Source organism: Nocardioides sp., from assembly GCF_035429765.1.
In the GTDB taxonomy this organism is placed as follows: Bacteria; Actinomycetota; Actinomycetes; order Propionibacteriales; family Nocardioidaceae; genus Nocardioides.
Map to the genome: position 1 here is coordinate 1 of NZ_DAOMFK010000075.1, position 13657 is coordinate 13657.

Sequence of the window (13657 nt, forward strand, 5' to 3'; positions counted from 1 at the left end):
CGTCCAGGACGGCCCCGACCTCCGGCGCCACCGTCGCCGGGTCCACGCCCACCCCGACCGCCGCGAGCCGGCGCTCCGTCTCGTGGGGGCGCCACGCCTCGGCGTACCACGGCCAGAGCCGCTCGAGCCCGGTGTGCAGGCGGCGGTGCGACTCCTCGGTCCCCAGCGCGAGGGTGCGGACCCACCGGGCCGCCCAGTCCCGGTGGTAGGCGAGCTCCCTGCGGCCGCTCGCGGCGACCGCGGCGAGCACCTCGTCGGTGCTCGCGGCGAGCCGGTCGAGCACGGCCAGCCGCATCGTGGCCATCAGCAGGACCCGGGCGACGGTCTCGGCGAAGTCGCCGTTCTCGAGCTCGACCAGGCGCAGGTTGCAGAACTCCTGGGCGCTGCGGAAGTAGGCCAGCCGGTCCTCCGGAGGCGCCGGCGAGCCCGCGGGCAGCTCGGGCACGACCGCCGGGTCGACCTCTGCCGCCCGGGCCAGCAGCACCCTCGCCTGCCCGAGCAGGTCGAGCGCGAGGTTGGCCAGGGCGACGTCCTCCTCCAGGTCGGGGGCCCGGCTGCACCACTGGGCGAGCCGGTGGGAGAGCACCAGCGCGTCGTCACCGAGCATCAGGCAGTACGCCGCGAGGTCGGCGGCGCTGACGTCGTCCGGCACCTCGGGCGTCACAGGTGTGGCACGTCCTCGGGCACGCGGTAGAAGCTCGGGTGCCGGTAGGCCTTGTCGCCGCCCGGCGCGAAGAGCGGGTCCTTCTCGTCTGGGCTCGAGGCGGTGATCGCGTCGGAGCGGACCACCCAGAGGCTCACGCCCTCCCCCCTGCGGGTGTAGACGTCCCGGGCGTGCCGCAGCGCCATCTCGTCGTCGGCGGCGTGCAGCGAGCCGACGTGCACGTGCGAGAGCCCGCGACGGCTCCGGACGAAGACCTCGTAGAGCGGCCAGTCGGCCAGCGGCCCGGTCATCGGGTCCGCTCTCCCCCGAGGTCGCTGCTCGGGGGGCGCGCCGCGAACGCGAGGGCCGCCTCCCGGACCCAGGCCCCCTCCTCGTGGGCGCGCCTTCGGTGGGCGAGCCGCTCGGCGTTGCAGGGGCCGTCCCCCCGGACGACCCGGGCGAGCTCGGCCCAGTCCGGCGTACCGAAGTCGTGGGCACCGCGCTCGGCGTTCCAGCGCAGCTCCGGGTCGGGCAGCCGCACCCCCAGCGCGTCGGCCTGGGGCACGACCAGGTCCACGAACCGCTGCCGCAGCGCGTCGTTGCTGGCGCGCTTGATCCCCCAGGCCATCGACTGCGCCGAGCGTGGCGAGTCGTCGTCCGGCGGGCCGAACATCATCAGGGTCGGCCACCACCAGCGGTCCACGGACTCCTGCACCATCGCGAGCTGCTCCGCGGTGCCGCCCATCATCGCCGTCAGCAGCTCGTAGCCCTGCCGCTGGTGGAACGACTCCTCCTTGCAGATGCGCACCATGGCCCGCCCGTACGGGCCGTAGGACGTCCGGCACAGCGGCACCTGGTTGCAGATCGCGGCGCCGTCGACCAGCCAGCCGATCGTGCCCACATCGGCGTAGGTGAGCGTGGGATAGTTGAAGATCGAGGAGTACTTCTGGGCGCCGTCCAGCAGCCGTCGGGTCAGCTCGGCCCGGGACACGCCGAGGGTCTCGCAGGCGGAGTAGAGGTAGAGCCCGTGGCCGGCCTCGTCCTGGACCTTGGCCAGCAGGATCGCCGTGCGGCGCAGCGAGGGGGCCCGGGTGATCCAGCTGCCCTCGGGCTGCATGCCGATGATCTCGGAGTGTGCGTGCTGGGCGATCTGGCGCACCAGCGTCTGCCGGTAGCCCTCCGGCATCCAGTCCCGGGGCTCGATCCGCTCCTCCCCGGCCACCAGCGCGTCGAAGCGCTCCTGCAGCGTCGCCTCGTCCAGGGCCACCGCACCCCCCTTCGCGGGACGCCTCGCAGCGAGCGATTACTGACCGAACGGTCAGCAATTCTGGCACGCGTCGGAGGAGGCCACAACGCCCCGCTGTGCGCGTCGCAGACACTCCAATATTCTGTGGAATGACGTAGGGTAGCCGCCGAGCCCGCGGTAGCCCGACCGCGAGTACGCCGGAAGGAGCGCAGTGAGCCAGCCGCCCCGAACCCGGCCCCCCTCCGCAGCCGCCGGCGCGCAGCCGCCCGTCACGCTGGGGCTCCGGCAGAACCTGGCCCAGTTCGTGCTCCTGGTCGCGGTCAACGCGCTGGTCGGCGGCATGCTCGGCCAGGAGCGCACGGTGGTGCCCCTGCTGGGCAGGGAGGTCTTCGGGCTGTCCGGCTACACCGCGGGGCTGACCTTCATCCTCGTCTTCGGGCTCGCCAAGGCAGCCACGAACTACTTCGCCGGCACCTGGATGGACCGCTTCGGCCGCAAGCCGGTGCTGGTGGCGGGCTGGGTCCTGGCGGTCCCGGTGCCCCTGCTGCTGATCTGGGCGCCGTCCTGGGGCTGGGTCGTCGGAGCCAACGTGCTGCTCGGCATCAGCCAGGGCATGACGTGGTCCACCACGGTGGTGATGAAGATCGACCTGGTCGGGCCCGCGCGACGGGGGATGGCGATGGGCCTGAACGAAGCCGCCGGGTACGTCGCCGTGGCGGTCACCGCGCTGGCCACCGGGTACGTCGCCGAGGCCGCCGGGCTGCGCCCCCAGCCGTTCTTCCTCGGCCTCGCCTTCGCCGCGCTCGGGCTCGGGCTGTCCACGCTCGCGGTCCGCGAGACCCGTGGGCACGCCCGTCTCGAGGCCACCACCCACGTGGCCCGCGCGGACGGGCGGCACGACCACCTCCACGGCGACCTGACCAGCCGCGAGGTCTTCGTCCAGACCAGCTTCCGCGAGCCCGCGCTGTCCTCGGCCAGCCAGGCGGGCTTGGTGAACAACCTCAACGACGGCCTCGCCTGGGGCGTGTTCCCGATCCTCTTCGCGGCCGCGGGCCTCTCGGTGGCCTCCATCGGGGTCCTCGCCGCGCTCTACCCCGCGGTGTGGGGCCTCGGCCAGCTGGTCACCGGCACGATCTCGGACCGGGTCGGCCGGAAGTGGATGATCGCCGCCGGGATGCTGCTCCAGGCGGGTGCCCTCGCGTGGATCGCCGCGACCACCGGCTTCGGCTCCTGGGCGGCGGCCGCCGTCCTCCTCGGAGCGGGCACGGCGATGGTCTACCCCACCCTGCTCGCCTCGATCGGGGACGTGGCCCACCCGGCCTGGCGCGCCCGGGCGGTCGGGGTGTACCGCCTCTGGCGCGACGGGGGCTTCGCCGTCGGCGCCCTGCTGTCGGGCCTGGTTGCCGACGCGTTCGGCGTACGGGTCGCGGTCTGGGTGGTCGCCGCACTGACCGCGCTGTCCGGGCTCCTCGTCGCCGTCCGCATGTACGAGACCCACCATCGACCCGTCCCGACCTCTCCCGAAGGAGCCACCAATGGCTGACCGCGCCACCAAGGACGCGCTCTTCGCCGAGTTCGCCGCCGTCGGCAAGGCGCTCGGCAACGCCACCCGGCTGGAGCTGCTCGACCTGCTCGCGCAGGGCCCGCGCAGCGTGGAGGCCCTGGCCGCCGCCGCCGGCGCCGGTGTCACCACCTGCTCGGCACACCTGCAGACCCTCCGCGAGGCGGGTCTGGTCGAGGCTCGTCGGGACGGCAGGCACATCTTCTACTCGCTGGCCGGCGAGGACGTCGCCGGTCTGTGGAGCCACCTGCGGGAGGTCGCCCAGCGGCACCGGCCGCACACGGAGCGTGCTCGGCGCGCCTACCTCGGCCCCGACGACACCGCCGCCGTCGACACCGACGAGCTGGTGCGGCGGATCCGGTCCGCAGACACCGTCGTCCTCGACGTACGGCCCGTCGCCGAGTACGCCGGCGGGCACCTCCCCGGGGCGGTGCACATCCCTCTCGACGAGCTCGAGCAGCGGCTGACCGAGCTTCCGGCCGACCGCGAGGTCGTCGTCTACTGCCGCGGACGGTACTGCGCGCTCGCCCACGACGCCGTCCGCCTGCTCACCGCCCACGGCCGCCGCGCCCGCCGCGCCGTCGACGGCATGGTGGAGTGGAAGGCCGCCGGAATCCCCGTGGAGACGGGGGCGGCATGAGCGCCCACGTGGAGCCTGGGGTGGCGGCGCCCCCCTCGGACCGGCTGCCGTCCTGGACGGCCGTCCTGAGCGTCGTCGCCCATCCCGACGACGAGTCGTTCGCGCTCGGCGCCGTGCTGGACTCCTTCGCCCGGTCCGGTGCGCGGGTGGCGGTGCTGTGCCTGACCCGGGGCGAGGCGTCCACGCTGCACGGCGTCCCCGGAGAGCTGGACCAGGTGCGCTCCCAGGAGCTGGCTGCTGCCGCCGCGGTCCTCGGCGTGGCGGAGGTCAGCCTCCTGGGCCACCCCGACGGCCGGCTCGCCGGGGTGGACCTCGACCGGCTGCGCGGAGAGGTGACGGCAGCCGCACGCGCCACGGGCGCCCAGGGGCTGCTGGTGTTCGACCGCACCGGGGTCACCGGCCACCCCGACCACGCGCACGCCACGCTCGCCGCGCTGGCCGCCGCCGAGGTACTGGACCTCCCGGTCCTGGGCTGGACCATTCCTGACACCGTCGCCGTCCGGCTTCGGGCCGAGCACGGCGTGGTCTTCGACGGGCACCCACGCCGCAGCATCGACCTCGTCGTCGACGTCGACCGCACCAGGCAGCTCGAGGCCGTCCGGTGCCACGCCAGCCAGGCCCTGCCGGGCAGCGTGCTCTGGCGTCGCCTCGAGCTGCTCGGCGACCGCGAGCATCTGCGGTGGCTGCGCCCGGAGGAGGCAAAGGCGCCTGTCGGAGCCGAACCGACGGCCTCGTGGTTCTAGTCTTCCCTCGTGGTCGACCCGCAGAAGAAGGCCCGGGACGCGGACCGCGACGCGGCGATCGAGGTCGTCGAGGCGGCGTACGCCGACGGCCAGATCACCCAGCCGGACTACGACCTGCGCGTGGATCGCCTGCTGAGGGCCCACACGGTCGGCGAGGTGCAAGGCCTGGTTCATGACCTCCGCCGCGATCCCGACGAGGAGGTCACCGACGTCGTCGAGGCGGTCACCGGGGACTCCGTCGCCGCGCGTCCGACCCGCCCCCTCCCGACGGCGCGCCCCGCCGCACGCCCCGGCAGGGCCCTGCTGCTGGTGGCGGCACTCGTCGGCGGCATCCTGCTCGCCGTGCTGGTCCCGATCTGGCTGGCGTCGCGCGGGGGCGACGGGGTGTCCGCCGGACCCGTGGGACTCGGGGACCGGACGAGCCTGCTGACGCCGAGCGGCTACGCCTTCTTCGTCGAGGAGCTGGAAGGGAAGACCGGGTCGCGCGAGGCCTTCTCCCTGGTCCTCTACCCGGGGTACGCCGTCGTCGACGTGCCGGTGGACGAGACGTCGCAGCGGGAGTTCAGCTGGTACTTCGACGGTGACTGGAGCGAGTTCGGCGGCGCAGGGACCTCGACCGACGACCGGTTCTCGGTGGACCAGGTCGACGGCACCGTCATCGCGGAGGGGATCGACCAGGCCAAGGCGGGCGTCGAGGACGCGACCACGTGGTACGCCATCGTGTCTGCGCCCGACCGCGGGAGCGCGCGCACCTGCGTGACGGCGTACGCCAGCAACGACTTCCAGGAGACCAGCTACGTGCGGCTGACGTGTGACGGCTCGGTCGTCGAGTGACGTGGGGGCCCGCGACGGCACCACGGCCACTCACGCGCCACCCAGAGCCGCCTGTCGGAATCGAACCGACGACCTAATCATTACGAGTGATTCGCTCTACCGACTGAGCTAAGGCGGCGCGCCACCCGGGGGACCGGGCAACCCGGGGCAGTATACGGACAGCCGAGTCGCGGAGCGAAACGCGGGATCAGGCCGCGGCGGGGGCCGAGCCGACCGCGGTGGAGGACCAGGTCTGGGTGCTCCCGCACCAGCACTCGTAGGTGACCTCGAAGCCCTCGGCCGTGCGAGCGAGACCCCTGATCTGGCTGGGGAACACCAGCAGGCGGCGCTGGCAGTCGGTGCAGCAGTGGGCGAACACGAGGGCCCTCCTCAGGAGGCGTGGTGGTGGATCGGGCAACTCCATGGTGCCTGGTTCAGGACAATAGGAGTAGCCTCTCTTTTCATAAGCTCCTCTAGGCTTTCCCTATGCTTTCTCTGCACCAGCTGCGCTGCTTCCTCGCGGCGTACGAGCACGGGTCGCTGACCGCCGCGGCGGAGCAGCTCGGCTACGCGCAGCCGTCGGTGTCGGAGCAGATCCGTACGCTCGAGCGGTCCTTGGGAGTCGAGCTGTTCCACCGGGTCGGACGCGGAGTGGTGCCAAGCGCCGCCGCGGAGTCGCTGCGTCCGCACGCGGAGCGCACGATCGCCGAGGCGGAGGAGGCTCGGCGCGCCGTCCAGGCGGTCACCGCGCTGGAGTCGGGCACCATCCGGTTCGGCATGTTCGGCACCGCCCGGCTGTACGCCGGCGCCGGGCTGGTCGCAGACGTGCTCGCCCGTTACCCCGGAGTCCGGGTGGAGCTGATCGGCCAGAACTCCAACGAGGTGCAGGAGGACCTGCGGCGCGGACGGATCGAGGCGGCGATGCTCGCCGTACCCGGCGCGACCGAGGGGTTGCACGTGCGTCCCGTCGCACGTGACGAGCTGGTCTACCTGAGCGCCGTGCCCGAACGGCTGCGCTCCCCGGTCACGGCTCGACGCCTGGCTGAGGCCGACCTGGTGATGCCCGAGACGACCTGGCGGTCGGTGGACTCCACGCGCATCGTGCTGCGGCGCTGGTTGCAGCAGTCGGGCCACAACCCCCACACCCGGATCGAGGTCGAGGACGTGGAGACCGCCGTGGAGCTGATGGGGATGGGGCTCGCGGACACCGTGATCCCTCGCGGTGCCGCCGAGCAGCTGCTCCCCCGGCTGGCGCCGCGGGCCGGCTGGGTCTCGCTCAGGCCCCGGCAGTGGGACACGTTCGCGATCGTGCACCGGACCCAGGGCCGCCTCTCCCCGGCGGCACGGCTGATGATCCAGCTTGCCTCCCGACGGATCCGCCGGGTGGCCGAGCCGATCGGCTCCGACGGCGAGATCTGACCCCCACCGGACTAGCCCAGTAGCAGTCGAACGGACCTATTTCAGGCTCAGACACGCCATTTTGGGTGGAAATCTCGGCGATCGGTTCCGCGCTCTCGGGGCGGACATTAGCGTCAGCCCCGGCAAGCTCGTTTGCGAACTCGGGAGACAAACATGATGCCAATCTTCGGGACCCCCATCGCCCGACAAGTGTCGTTCGTCGGGCCTTTCGGGGTCGGGAAGACCACCGCCGTCGTCACGGTGTCGGAGACGTCGATCTCCAGCACCGAGGTGATGAGCTCGGCACTGCGGGGCAGGGTCGGGCGGCATCTGAAGACCACCACCACCGTCGGTCTTGAGATCGGTGAGTGGCGGGCTCCGGACGGAAAGAAGGTCTCCGTGGTCGGTACCCCCGGCCAGGAGCGCTTCGACATGGTCCGGCGCTCCGCGATGCCGCGGAGCACCGGCGTGGTGCTGTGGCTGTTCGGCAACCACCAGCACGCCCTCCTCGACACCGAGCTCTGGCTGGAGTTCATCTCCGGCGAGGTCTCCACGTCGAAGCTCACGGTCGCAGTGACCCGGCTGGAGGGCGACACGGAATCCCAGTTGCGCGAGTTCCGCGACGTCATCGACAGGTGTGACGCTCGCATCCCCCTCGTGGCCGCCGACCCGCGGGACAAGGACTCCGTGTCCGACGTCCTCGCAACGGCGCTGCGGATCCCCACGCTGACCAAGGAGGTCGTCGGATGAACACTCGCGCCCTGTCCCGCACGCTCGAGGCCCCCGTCGAGGTCGACCTCGGACCCGACCACGAGGCGGAGATCGTCGTGCTCCCGCAGCGCAAGAACCAGCCCAGCAGCATGGAGATGGACGAGGACATCGCGGCGTACTGGGGTCTGTGGTCCGAGCAGATCGGCCGCGCCCTGGCTCCGGTGCTGCAGAAGCTGGCCGACTCGCTGCCGACCTTCAGCTCGGCGATGATCTGCACGGCGGACGGCTTCAACCTGTGCACCCTCGGCGTCGACGAGAACCAGGTCAGCCGGCTGTCCGCGATGACCAGCTCCCTGCACTCGATCGCCGACGCCGTGTCCTCCTCCGTCCACGACGACCGCGGCGGCCGGCTCGACCAGGTCAGCCTGACCAACGGCACCAGCAGCACCGTGGTGCTGGCGGTGCGTGACCTCATCATCGGCCCGCTGCTGATCTGGGTCACCGCCACCGGCGAGACCCTCGGCGTGCTCCTGATGCGGGCCCACGTGGCCGCCGAGGCGATCCGCGCAGTCCTGGCCGACGAGTAGCTCGACCCTCGCTCACCGCTTCACCCCGTCAACCCCCTCCCCCGTTCGACAGGAGAACACCACATGCTCGACCTCGACGTCACCTCCCTCGACAACGTCGTCGGCGAGGCGAAGACCGTCCTCAAGGACGGCTTGCAGGCGATGGACATCTGGGACCGGGACACGGGCCTGAGCCTCGCCGGTCACAACCCCCAGCCGGAGGCGGTAGCCCTGTTCAACCAGCTGACCGGCGAGATGGCCACGACGCTGTCCGGATCGGGCTTCCCCGCTCTCAACCGCTACTACCTGCTGGACCTGGACGGCGGGAACACCGTGGTCGTGCAGCGGCACGGCGACGACCTGATGTCCGGCATGCTGCTGGACGCGGGCAAGGTGAACCTCGGCCTCCTGGTGAGCGTCGTGATCCCCCGGGTGACCGCCGGGATCGCCGGCGCGCGCAACAACTGACCACTCTCCCCCCCGAGTCGGCCGGCCCGTCCTCCGCGGCGGGTCGGCCGGTCAGCGTCCGAACGCAGGCCGCGAGTCAACCGAGCACGGGGCGCGAGTCAACCGAGCGCGAGGCGCGAGTCAACCGGGCGCGAGGCGCGAGTCAACCGAGCACGGGGCGCCACTCAACCGGGCGCGAGGCGCGAGTCAACAGGTGAGGCCGTCGGGGGGGACCACTCCGTCGACCAGGTAGTCCTCCACGGCCCGGTCCACGCACGCGTTGCCGGCGTTGTAGCCGGTGTGCCCGTCCCCGTCCCGGGTGACCAGCACCCCGGACTCGAGCTGGTCGGCGAGGTCCTCGGCCCACTGCAGGGGGGTGGCCGGGTCGCGGGTGGTGCCGATGACCACGATCGGTGCCGCGCCGGCGGCGCGGACCACCCGGTCCTGCTCGTCGCTGCTGACGGTGAACCCCCGGCAGGAGGTCAGCCCCCAGGCGAACACCCGGCCGAACACCGGTGAGGCGGCCTCGAACGCGGGGATCTCCGCGGGGACCCGGACGGCTGGGATCGACCACGGCTGGTCCAGGCAGTTGATGGCCACGTTCGCCTCGACGGAGTTGTCGAGATAGCCGTCCCCCTGCGGGTCGCGCGAGGTGTAGGCGTCCGACAGCAGCATCAGGGTGGTCCCGTCCCCGTCGAAGGCGTCCTTGAGCCCGTTGGACAGCAGGAACCAGTAGTCCCTGTTGTACAACGGCGTGATGATGCCGTAGAAGGCGTTGCCGATCTCGAGGTCGCGGCCGCTGGCGGTGGGAAGCGGCTGCTGCTCGACCTGGTCGAGGAAGTCGGAGATCCGCTGCAGGCCCGCCGCGACGGAGTCACCCAGGAAGCAGGACTCCGTGGTGTCCACGCAGTGGCCGACGTAGGCCTCCAGGGCTGTCTGGAACCCGGTCGCCTGCTGCAGCGAGAGCTCACGCGGGGTGATCCGCAGGTCCACCGCGCCGTCCAGGACGAGCCGCCCGACCTTGTCGGGAAACAGGTCGGCGTAGGTGGCTCCCAGCTTGGTGCCGTAGGACGCACCGAAGTAGTCCAGGGTGCTCTCGCCGAGCGCGGCGCGGAGCACGTCGATGTCGCGGGCGGCCTCGACGGTGCTCACGTGGGGCAGCACCGAGCCGGTCCGCTGCTCGCAGCCGCGGCCGAAGCCGCGCACCTGCTGCATGAACACCCGCGCCTCTGGGACCGTGTCGGGGTCGGGGTCCGCGGCGATGTAGGCGTCGAGGTCGGCGTCGTCCAGACAGTCGACCGGGCTGCTGTCCCCGGTGCCGCGCGGGTCGAACCCGACGATGTCGAAGACGTCGGTGAGGGCGGGGCGGAAGGCCGACTCCGCGCCCGCGGCGTACGACGTGCCGGGCGCGCCCGGGCCGCCGGGGTTCACCACCAGCGAGCCCACCCGGTGGTCGGGGTCGCCGGCGGGGTGCTTGAGCAGCGCCAGCTCGAGGGTGTCCCCTTCAGGCGCCTGGTAGTCCACCGGCACCTCCAGCGTGGCGCACTGGTTCGTGCCACAGTCGCGCCAGTCCAGGCGCTGGTCGTAGAAGCGGGCCAGGCCGGGGGACGGCGGGGTGGTCGAGCCGACGTCCGGGGTGGGCGTGGACGTCTGCTGCGGGGAGCGATCTGTCGCTCCGAGGCGGGTGGCGACGAGGACCGCAGCCAGCACCGTCACCACGAGCCCGACCACGACCAGTCCAGCCAGCCAACGTCTCACCCGGCACTCCTCCTCGGCACCCGCAGTGCGAGCATCATCGACTCCAGCGCCAGCAGCGGCGGCACGTTGAACTCCAGCATCTGCTCCCGGGCGGCGAAGACCGCGTCGATGCGGCGCAGGTTCGCCTCCGGTGAGGAGCTGCGGACCAGCTCGGCGACCTCGCCGCGCAGCTCCTCGTTGACCAGCGGGCCGGGCGCGCCGGCGGCCAGCAGCAGGGCGTCACGGTACACCGAGGTGAGGTCGGTGAGGCTGCGGTCGACCATGTCGAGGTGGCGGCGCTTGGCGCGGGTCTTCTGGGCCTTCTGCAGCGCCGCGAGCGCCGGGGCGTACTCGCGCGGGCGGCGGCCACGCTCCACCACGCCGTACGCCGCGTCCAGGTCGGCCTTCTCGCGCGCGTCCAGCTCGCCGGTGAGCCGCTCGGCCTCCTCCTGGGTGGCCGCGGTGAGATCGGCCGCTGCGGTCATGCAGGCGCCCAGGCTGGTCAGCCGGACCGGGAGACCCACCACCTCGCGACGTCGGTTGCGGGCGTCCTCGTCCAGCGCCAGCGCCCGCGCCCTGCCGATGTGCCCCTGGCTGGCGCGCGCCGCGTAGGCCGCCAGCGGCTCGGGCACCCCCTCGCTGCGCACCAGGAAGACGCTCACCTCCGCCGCGCTCGGCGTGGTGAGCGTGACCAGCCGGCACCGCGAGCGGATGGTCGGCAAGACGTCCTCCACGGTGGGGGCGCACAGCAGCCAGACCGTGCTCTCGGTGGGCTCCTCGATGGCCTTGAGCAGCGCGTTGCAGGCCTGCTCGGTGAGCCGGTCGGCGTCCTCGACGACCATCACCTGGCCCCGGGTCCCCACCGGAGCCAGCGCGGAGCGGCGGACCAGGTCGCGCACCTCGTCCACCCCGATCGACAGCCGCTCGGTGCGCACCCGGGTGAGGTCGGGGTGGCTACCAGCCAGGGCGGTCCGGCACGAGGAGCAGCCGCCGCACCCTCCCTCGGCGCACTGCAGCGCGGCCGCGAAGGCCAGCGCCGCGTTGGAGCGACCCGACCCGGGCGGCCCGGTGAACAGCCAGGCGTGGGACATCCCGCGTCCCGTGCAGGCGGCGCGCAGCGTGTCGACCACGGGCCGCTGACCGACCAGGGAGTCCCAGACGCTCACGGCGTCGCCCCCGCCCGGGCCTGGACCAGGAGCGGGAGCACCCGGGCCCGCACCGCCTCGCTGATCTGCTCGGCGGGCAGGTGGGCGTCCAGCACCAGGTAGTGCTCCGGACTGGCCGCGGCCATCCCCAGGAACGCTGCCCGGACCCGCTCGTGGAACTCCACCGACTCGCCCTCGATGCGGTCGCGCTCGTGGAACCGGCCCAGTCCGTGCTCAGGCGCCAGGTCGAGCAGCACCGTCAGGTGCGGCCGCAGGTCACCGGTGGCCCACCTCGCCACGGCCTCGACCTCCTCGATCGCCAGGGTGCGACCGGCCCCTTGGTAGGCCAGCGTCGAGTCGACGTAACGGTCGGTGACCACGACCGCGCCCCGGGCCAGCGCGGGCAGCACCACCGTGTCGACGTGCTCGGCCTTGTCCGCGGCGTACAGCAGGGCCTCGGTGCGGTCGGAGAGGGACCCGGTGGCAGGGTCCAGCACGATCCGCCGCAGCTCCCGGCCCACCGCGGTGTCACCGGGCTCGTAGGTGAGCACGACCTGGTAGCCCTCGGCCTCCAGCCAGCCGCGCAGCGCCCGGGACTGGGTGGACTTCCCGGCCCCCTCGCCCCCCTCGAAGCACACGAAGACGCCCGTGGTGGGGTAGTGGCCCCCGCCACGGGCGGCGGCCCGACCTGGCCCGGGCGGGGCGGTCGGGTCGTGGTCGGTGCGGTCGTCGTTCAGGGTGGTCCCTCCGGGGTCGTGGGGACGACGCTACGAGATCGCGCCGACACCGCGCGCGCCGCCCCGGCGATGGTGAGGAAAAACAGCCCCAGGGTGCCTACCGCCGGGGTTGGGGTCGAGGCTACTTTGGTGGTGAGGCCCCGTGGTGCGCCCCGGGGCCCGGCACGGGTCGGGAGGCACCACCGCCAGGGGAAGCGGATCCCGCCCCACATGGGGAGACGAAGAATGACCGGACTTGACGCCGGGAGCACCCTCCGCACGAGGGGGCGCCCGCCACACTGGGCCCGCCGGGCACTGACGGCGGTGTCCCTCGCTCCGCTCGCCGCGGCCTTCGTCATGCTGCTGGGAGAGAACGCCATCGCGCCGGCGGCCCCCCTCGAGATCTCGATCACCACCGCCCAGCCCGGCGTTCCCGAGTACGACACCATCAGCGCCCCCGGCTACGCGGTCCCCGCTGGCGGTGGCCTCTCCCGCAGCGTCGCGGCGGCGCCGACCGCCTCCGTCGCCGACATCCCGGACCCCGCGCTGGCGGCCTACCAGCGCGCCGCGGTGGTGATCAACGCCTCCGACGCCGGGTGCCACCTGCCCTGGCAGCTGCTCGCGGCCGTGGGCCGGGTCGAGTCCAACCACGGCCAGTACGCCGGCAGCACCCTCGACGCCGGCGGCGTGGCCACCCCCCCGATCATCGGGGTCAGGCTCGACGGCCACGGCGGCACCACCCGGATCCCCGACACCGACGCGGGAGAGCTCGACGGCGACCAGCAGTTCGACCGCGCGGTGGGCCCGATGCAGTTCATCCCGTCGACCTGGGCGTTCGTCGGCGTGGACGCCGACCGCGACGGACGCCGCGACCCCCAGGACATCGACGACGCGGCACTGTCCGCCGCCGTCTACCTGTGCTCGGGCCGCGACGACCTGAGCACCGACGAGGGGGCCCGGCGGGCGGTCCACCGCTACAACCACAGCGACCGGTACGTCGACCTGGTCCTGCAGATCGCGGCGGCCTACACCCGCGGCGACTCCTGGACCGTCACCGGCGGCGCCACGACCCTCCCCACGCTGCCGACCGGCTCCACCGGCACCGGGCCCGTCGTCCCGGGCGGCACACCGGCTGCCGGCCAGCCGACCGCGGTCCCTGTCCCGCAGCCCACCGCCGTACCCGTGACCCCGGACCCGGGGCCCAGCGAACCTCCGGCCCCGGGGCCCAGCGAGCCTCCGAACCCCAACCTGCCCCCGACGCCGGACCCCAACCTGCCCCCACCGGACCCGA

Annotated in this window: 16 protein-coding genes and 1 tRNA gene; 9 read left to right on the top strand and 8 right to left on the bottom strand. The window is 73.0% G+C overall.

Translation table 11 applies throughout. The features are described 5' to 3' along the window. From paaC to paaA, 3 genes are all read right to left on the bottom strand, one after another. On the bottom strand, positions 1 to 664 hold a 664-nt coding region (gene paaC / locus PLP61_RS08825; protein ID WP_324502260.1), incomplete at its 3' end, for a 1,2-phenylacetyl-CoA epoxidase subunit PaaC. Continuing rightward, entirely contained in the window at positions 661 to 954 is a 294-nt protein-coding gene (paaB, locus tag PLP61_RS08830) for a 1,2-phenylacetyl-CoA epoxidase subunit PaaB (RefSeq protein ID WP_349769225.1), read from the bottom strand. The genes paaC and paaB, both read right to left, overlap by 4 nt. Next, positions 951 to 1910 carry a 1,2-phenylacetyl-CoA epoxidase subunit PaaA gene (paaA, locus tag PLP61_RS08835; RefSeq protein WP_324502261.1) on the bottom strand — a complete coding sequence of 320 codons (960 nt, stop codon included), beginning with the start codon at positions 1908 to 1910 and terminating at the stop codon, positions 951 to 953. The genes paaB and paaA overlap by 4 nt, the downstream gene beginning before the upstream one ends. A 190-nt stretch (positions 1911 to 2100) precedes the next feature. On the opposite strand from paaA, the gene PLP61_RS08840 reads away from it, so the two are divergent. Genes PLP61_RS08840 through PLP61_RS08855 form a run of 4 tightly spaced genes read left to right on the top strand, consistent with a single transcriptional unit; the run spans position 2101 to position 5667 of the window. Next, complete coding sequence (locus PLP61_RS08840; RefSeq protein ID WP_324502262.1) at positions 2101 to 3432, top strand: MFS transporter; 1332 nt, start codon at positions 2101 to 2103, stop codon at positions 3430 to 3432. After that, positions 3425 to 4090: an ArsR/SmtB family transcription factor gene (locus tag PLP61_RS08845; RefSeq protein WP_324502263.1), complete on the top strand. Its 666-nt coding sequence runs from the start codon at positions 3425 to 3427 to the stop codon at positions 4088 to 4090. Before PLP61_RS08840 ends, PLP61_RS08845 begins: the two co-directional genes overlap by 8 nt. Beyond that, positions 4087 to 4833, top strand: coding sequence for a PIG-L deacetylase family protein (locus PLP61_RS08850; RefSeq protein WP_324502264.1), 747 nt, complete (start codon positions 4087 to 4089; stop codon positions 4831 to 4833). Before PLP61_RS08845 ends, PLP61_RS08850 begins: the two co-directional genes overlap by 4 nt. Before the next feature lie 9 nt (positions 4834 to 4842). Next, positions 4843 to 5667: a DUF1707 SHOCT-like domain-containing protein gene (locus PLP61_RS08855; RefSeq protein WP_324502265.1), complete on the top strand. Its 825-nt coding sequence runs from the start codon at positions 4843 to 4845 to the stop codon at positions 5665 to 5667. 45 nt (positions 5668 to 5712) lie between these two features. Here the strand turns inward: PLP61_RS08855 and PLP61_RS08860 are convergent. Together PLP61_RS08860 and PLP61_RS08865 are read right to left on the bottom strand one after the other, a co-directional pair. Continuing rightward, positions 5713 to 5785 (bottom strand) — tRNA-Thr (locus PLP61_RS08860). Positions 5786 to 5854: 69 nt separating this feature from the next. Next, complete coding sequence (locus PLP61_RS08865) at positions 5855 to 6025, bottom strand: hypothetical protein (RefSeq protein ID WP_324502266.1); 171 nt, start codon at positions 6023 to 6025, stop codon at positions 5855 to 5857. 107 nt (positions 6026 to 6132) lie between these two features. On the opposite strand from PLP61_RS08865, the gene PLP61_RS08870 reads away from it, so the two are divergent. The 4 genes from PLP61_RS08870 to PLP61_RS08885 all read left to right on the top strand — a co-directional run bounded on the left by PLP61_RS08870 (position 6133) and on the right by PLP61_RS08885 (position 8789). Further along, positions 6133 to 7065: a LysR family transcriptional regulator gene (locus PLP61_RS08870; protein ID WP_324502267.1), complete on the top strand. Its 933-nt coding sequence runs from the start codon at positions 6133 to 6135 to the stop codon at positions 7063 to 7065. A 156-nt stretch (positions 7066 to 7221) separates the two neighbouring features. Next, entirely contained in the window at positions 7222 to 7794 is a 573-nt protein-coding gene (locus PLP61_RS08875) for a GTP-binding protein (RefSeq protein ID WP_324502268.1), read from the top strand. After that, positions 7791 to 8342 (top strand): roadblock/LC7 domain-containing protein, encoded by a 552-nt coding sequence (locus PLP61_RS08880; protein WP_324502269.1) that lies wholly within the window; start codon positions 7791 to 7793, stop codon positions 8340 to 8342. Before PLP61_RS08875 ends, PLP61_RS08880 begins: the two co-directional genes overlap by 4 nt. Before the next feature lie 63 nt (positions 8343 to 8405). Next, positions 8406 to 8789, top strand: a complete 384-nt coding sequence (locus PLP61_RS08885; RefSeq protein ID WP_324502270.1) for a hypothetical protein — start codon at positions 8406 to 8408, stop codon at positions 8787 to 8789. 186 nt (positions 8790 to 8975) lie between these two features. On the opposite strand, the gene PLP61_RS08890 is transcribed toward PLP61_RS08885, so the two are convergent. Genes PLP61_RS08890 through tmk form a run of 3 tightly spaced genes read right to left on the bottom strand, consistent with a single transcriptional unit; the run spans position 8976 to position 12288 of the window. Beyond that, a complete protein-coding gene (locus PLP61_RS08890; protein WP_324502271.1) occupies positions 8976 to 10526 on the bottom strand; it encodes an alpha/beta hydrolase in 1551 nt (516 codons plus the stop codon). Beyond that, positions 10523 to 11671 carry a DNA polymerase III subunit delta' gene (locus PLP61_RS08895; RefSeq protein WP_324502272.1) on the bottom strand — a complete coding sequence of 383 codons (1149 nt, stop codon included), beginning with the start codon at positions 11669 to 11671 and terminating at the stop codon, positions 10523 to 10525. Before PLP61_RS08895 ends, PLP61_RS08890 begins: the two co-directional genes overlap by 4 nt. Continuing rightward, positions 11668 to 12288 (bottom strand): dTMP kinase, encoded by a 621-nt coding sequence (gene tmk / locus PLP61_RS08900; RefSeq protein ID WP_324502273.1) that lies wholly within the window; start codon positions 12286 to 12288, stop codon positions 11668 to 11670. Before tmk ends, PLP61_RS08895 begins: the two co-directional genes overlap by 4 nt. A 402-nt stretch (positions 12289 to 12690) precedes the next feature. Here tmk and PLP61_RS08905 point away from each other — a divergent pair. After that, positions 12691 to 13657: lytic transglycosylase domain-containing protein (locus tag PLP61_RS08905; RefSeq protein WP_324502274.1), on the top strand; the 967-nt coding region annotated here is incomplete at its 3' end.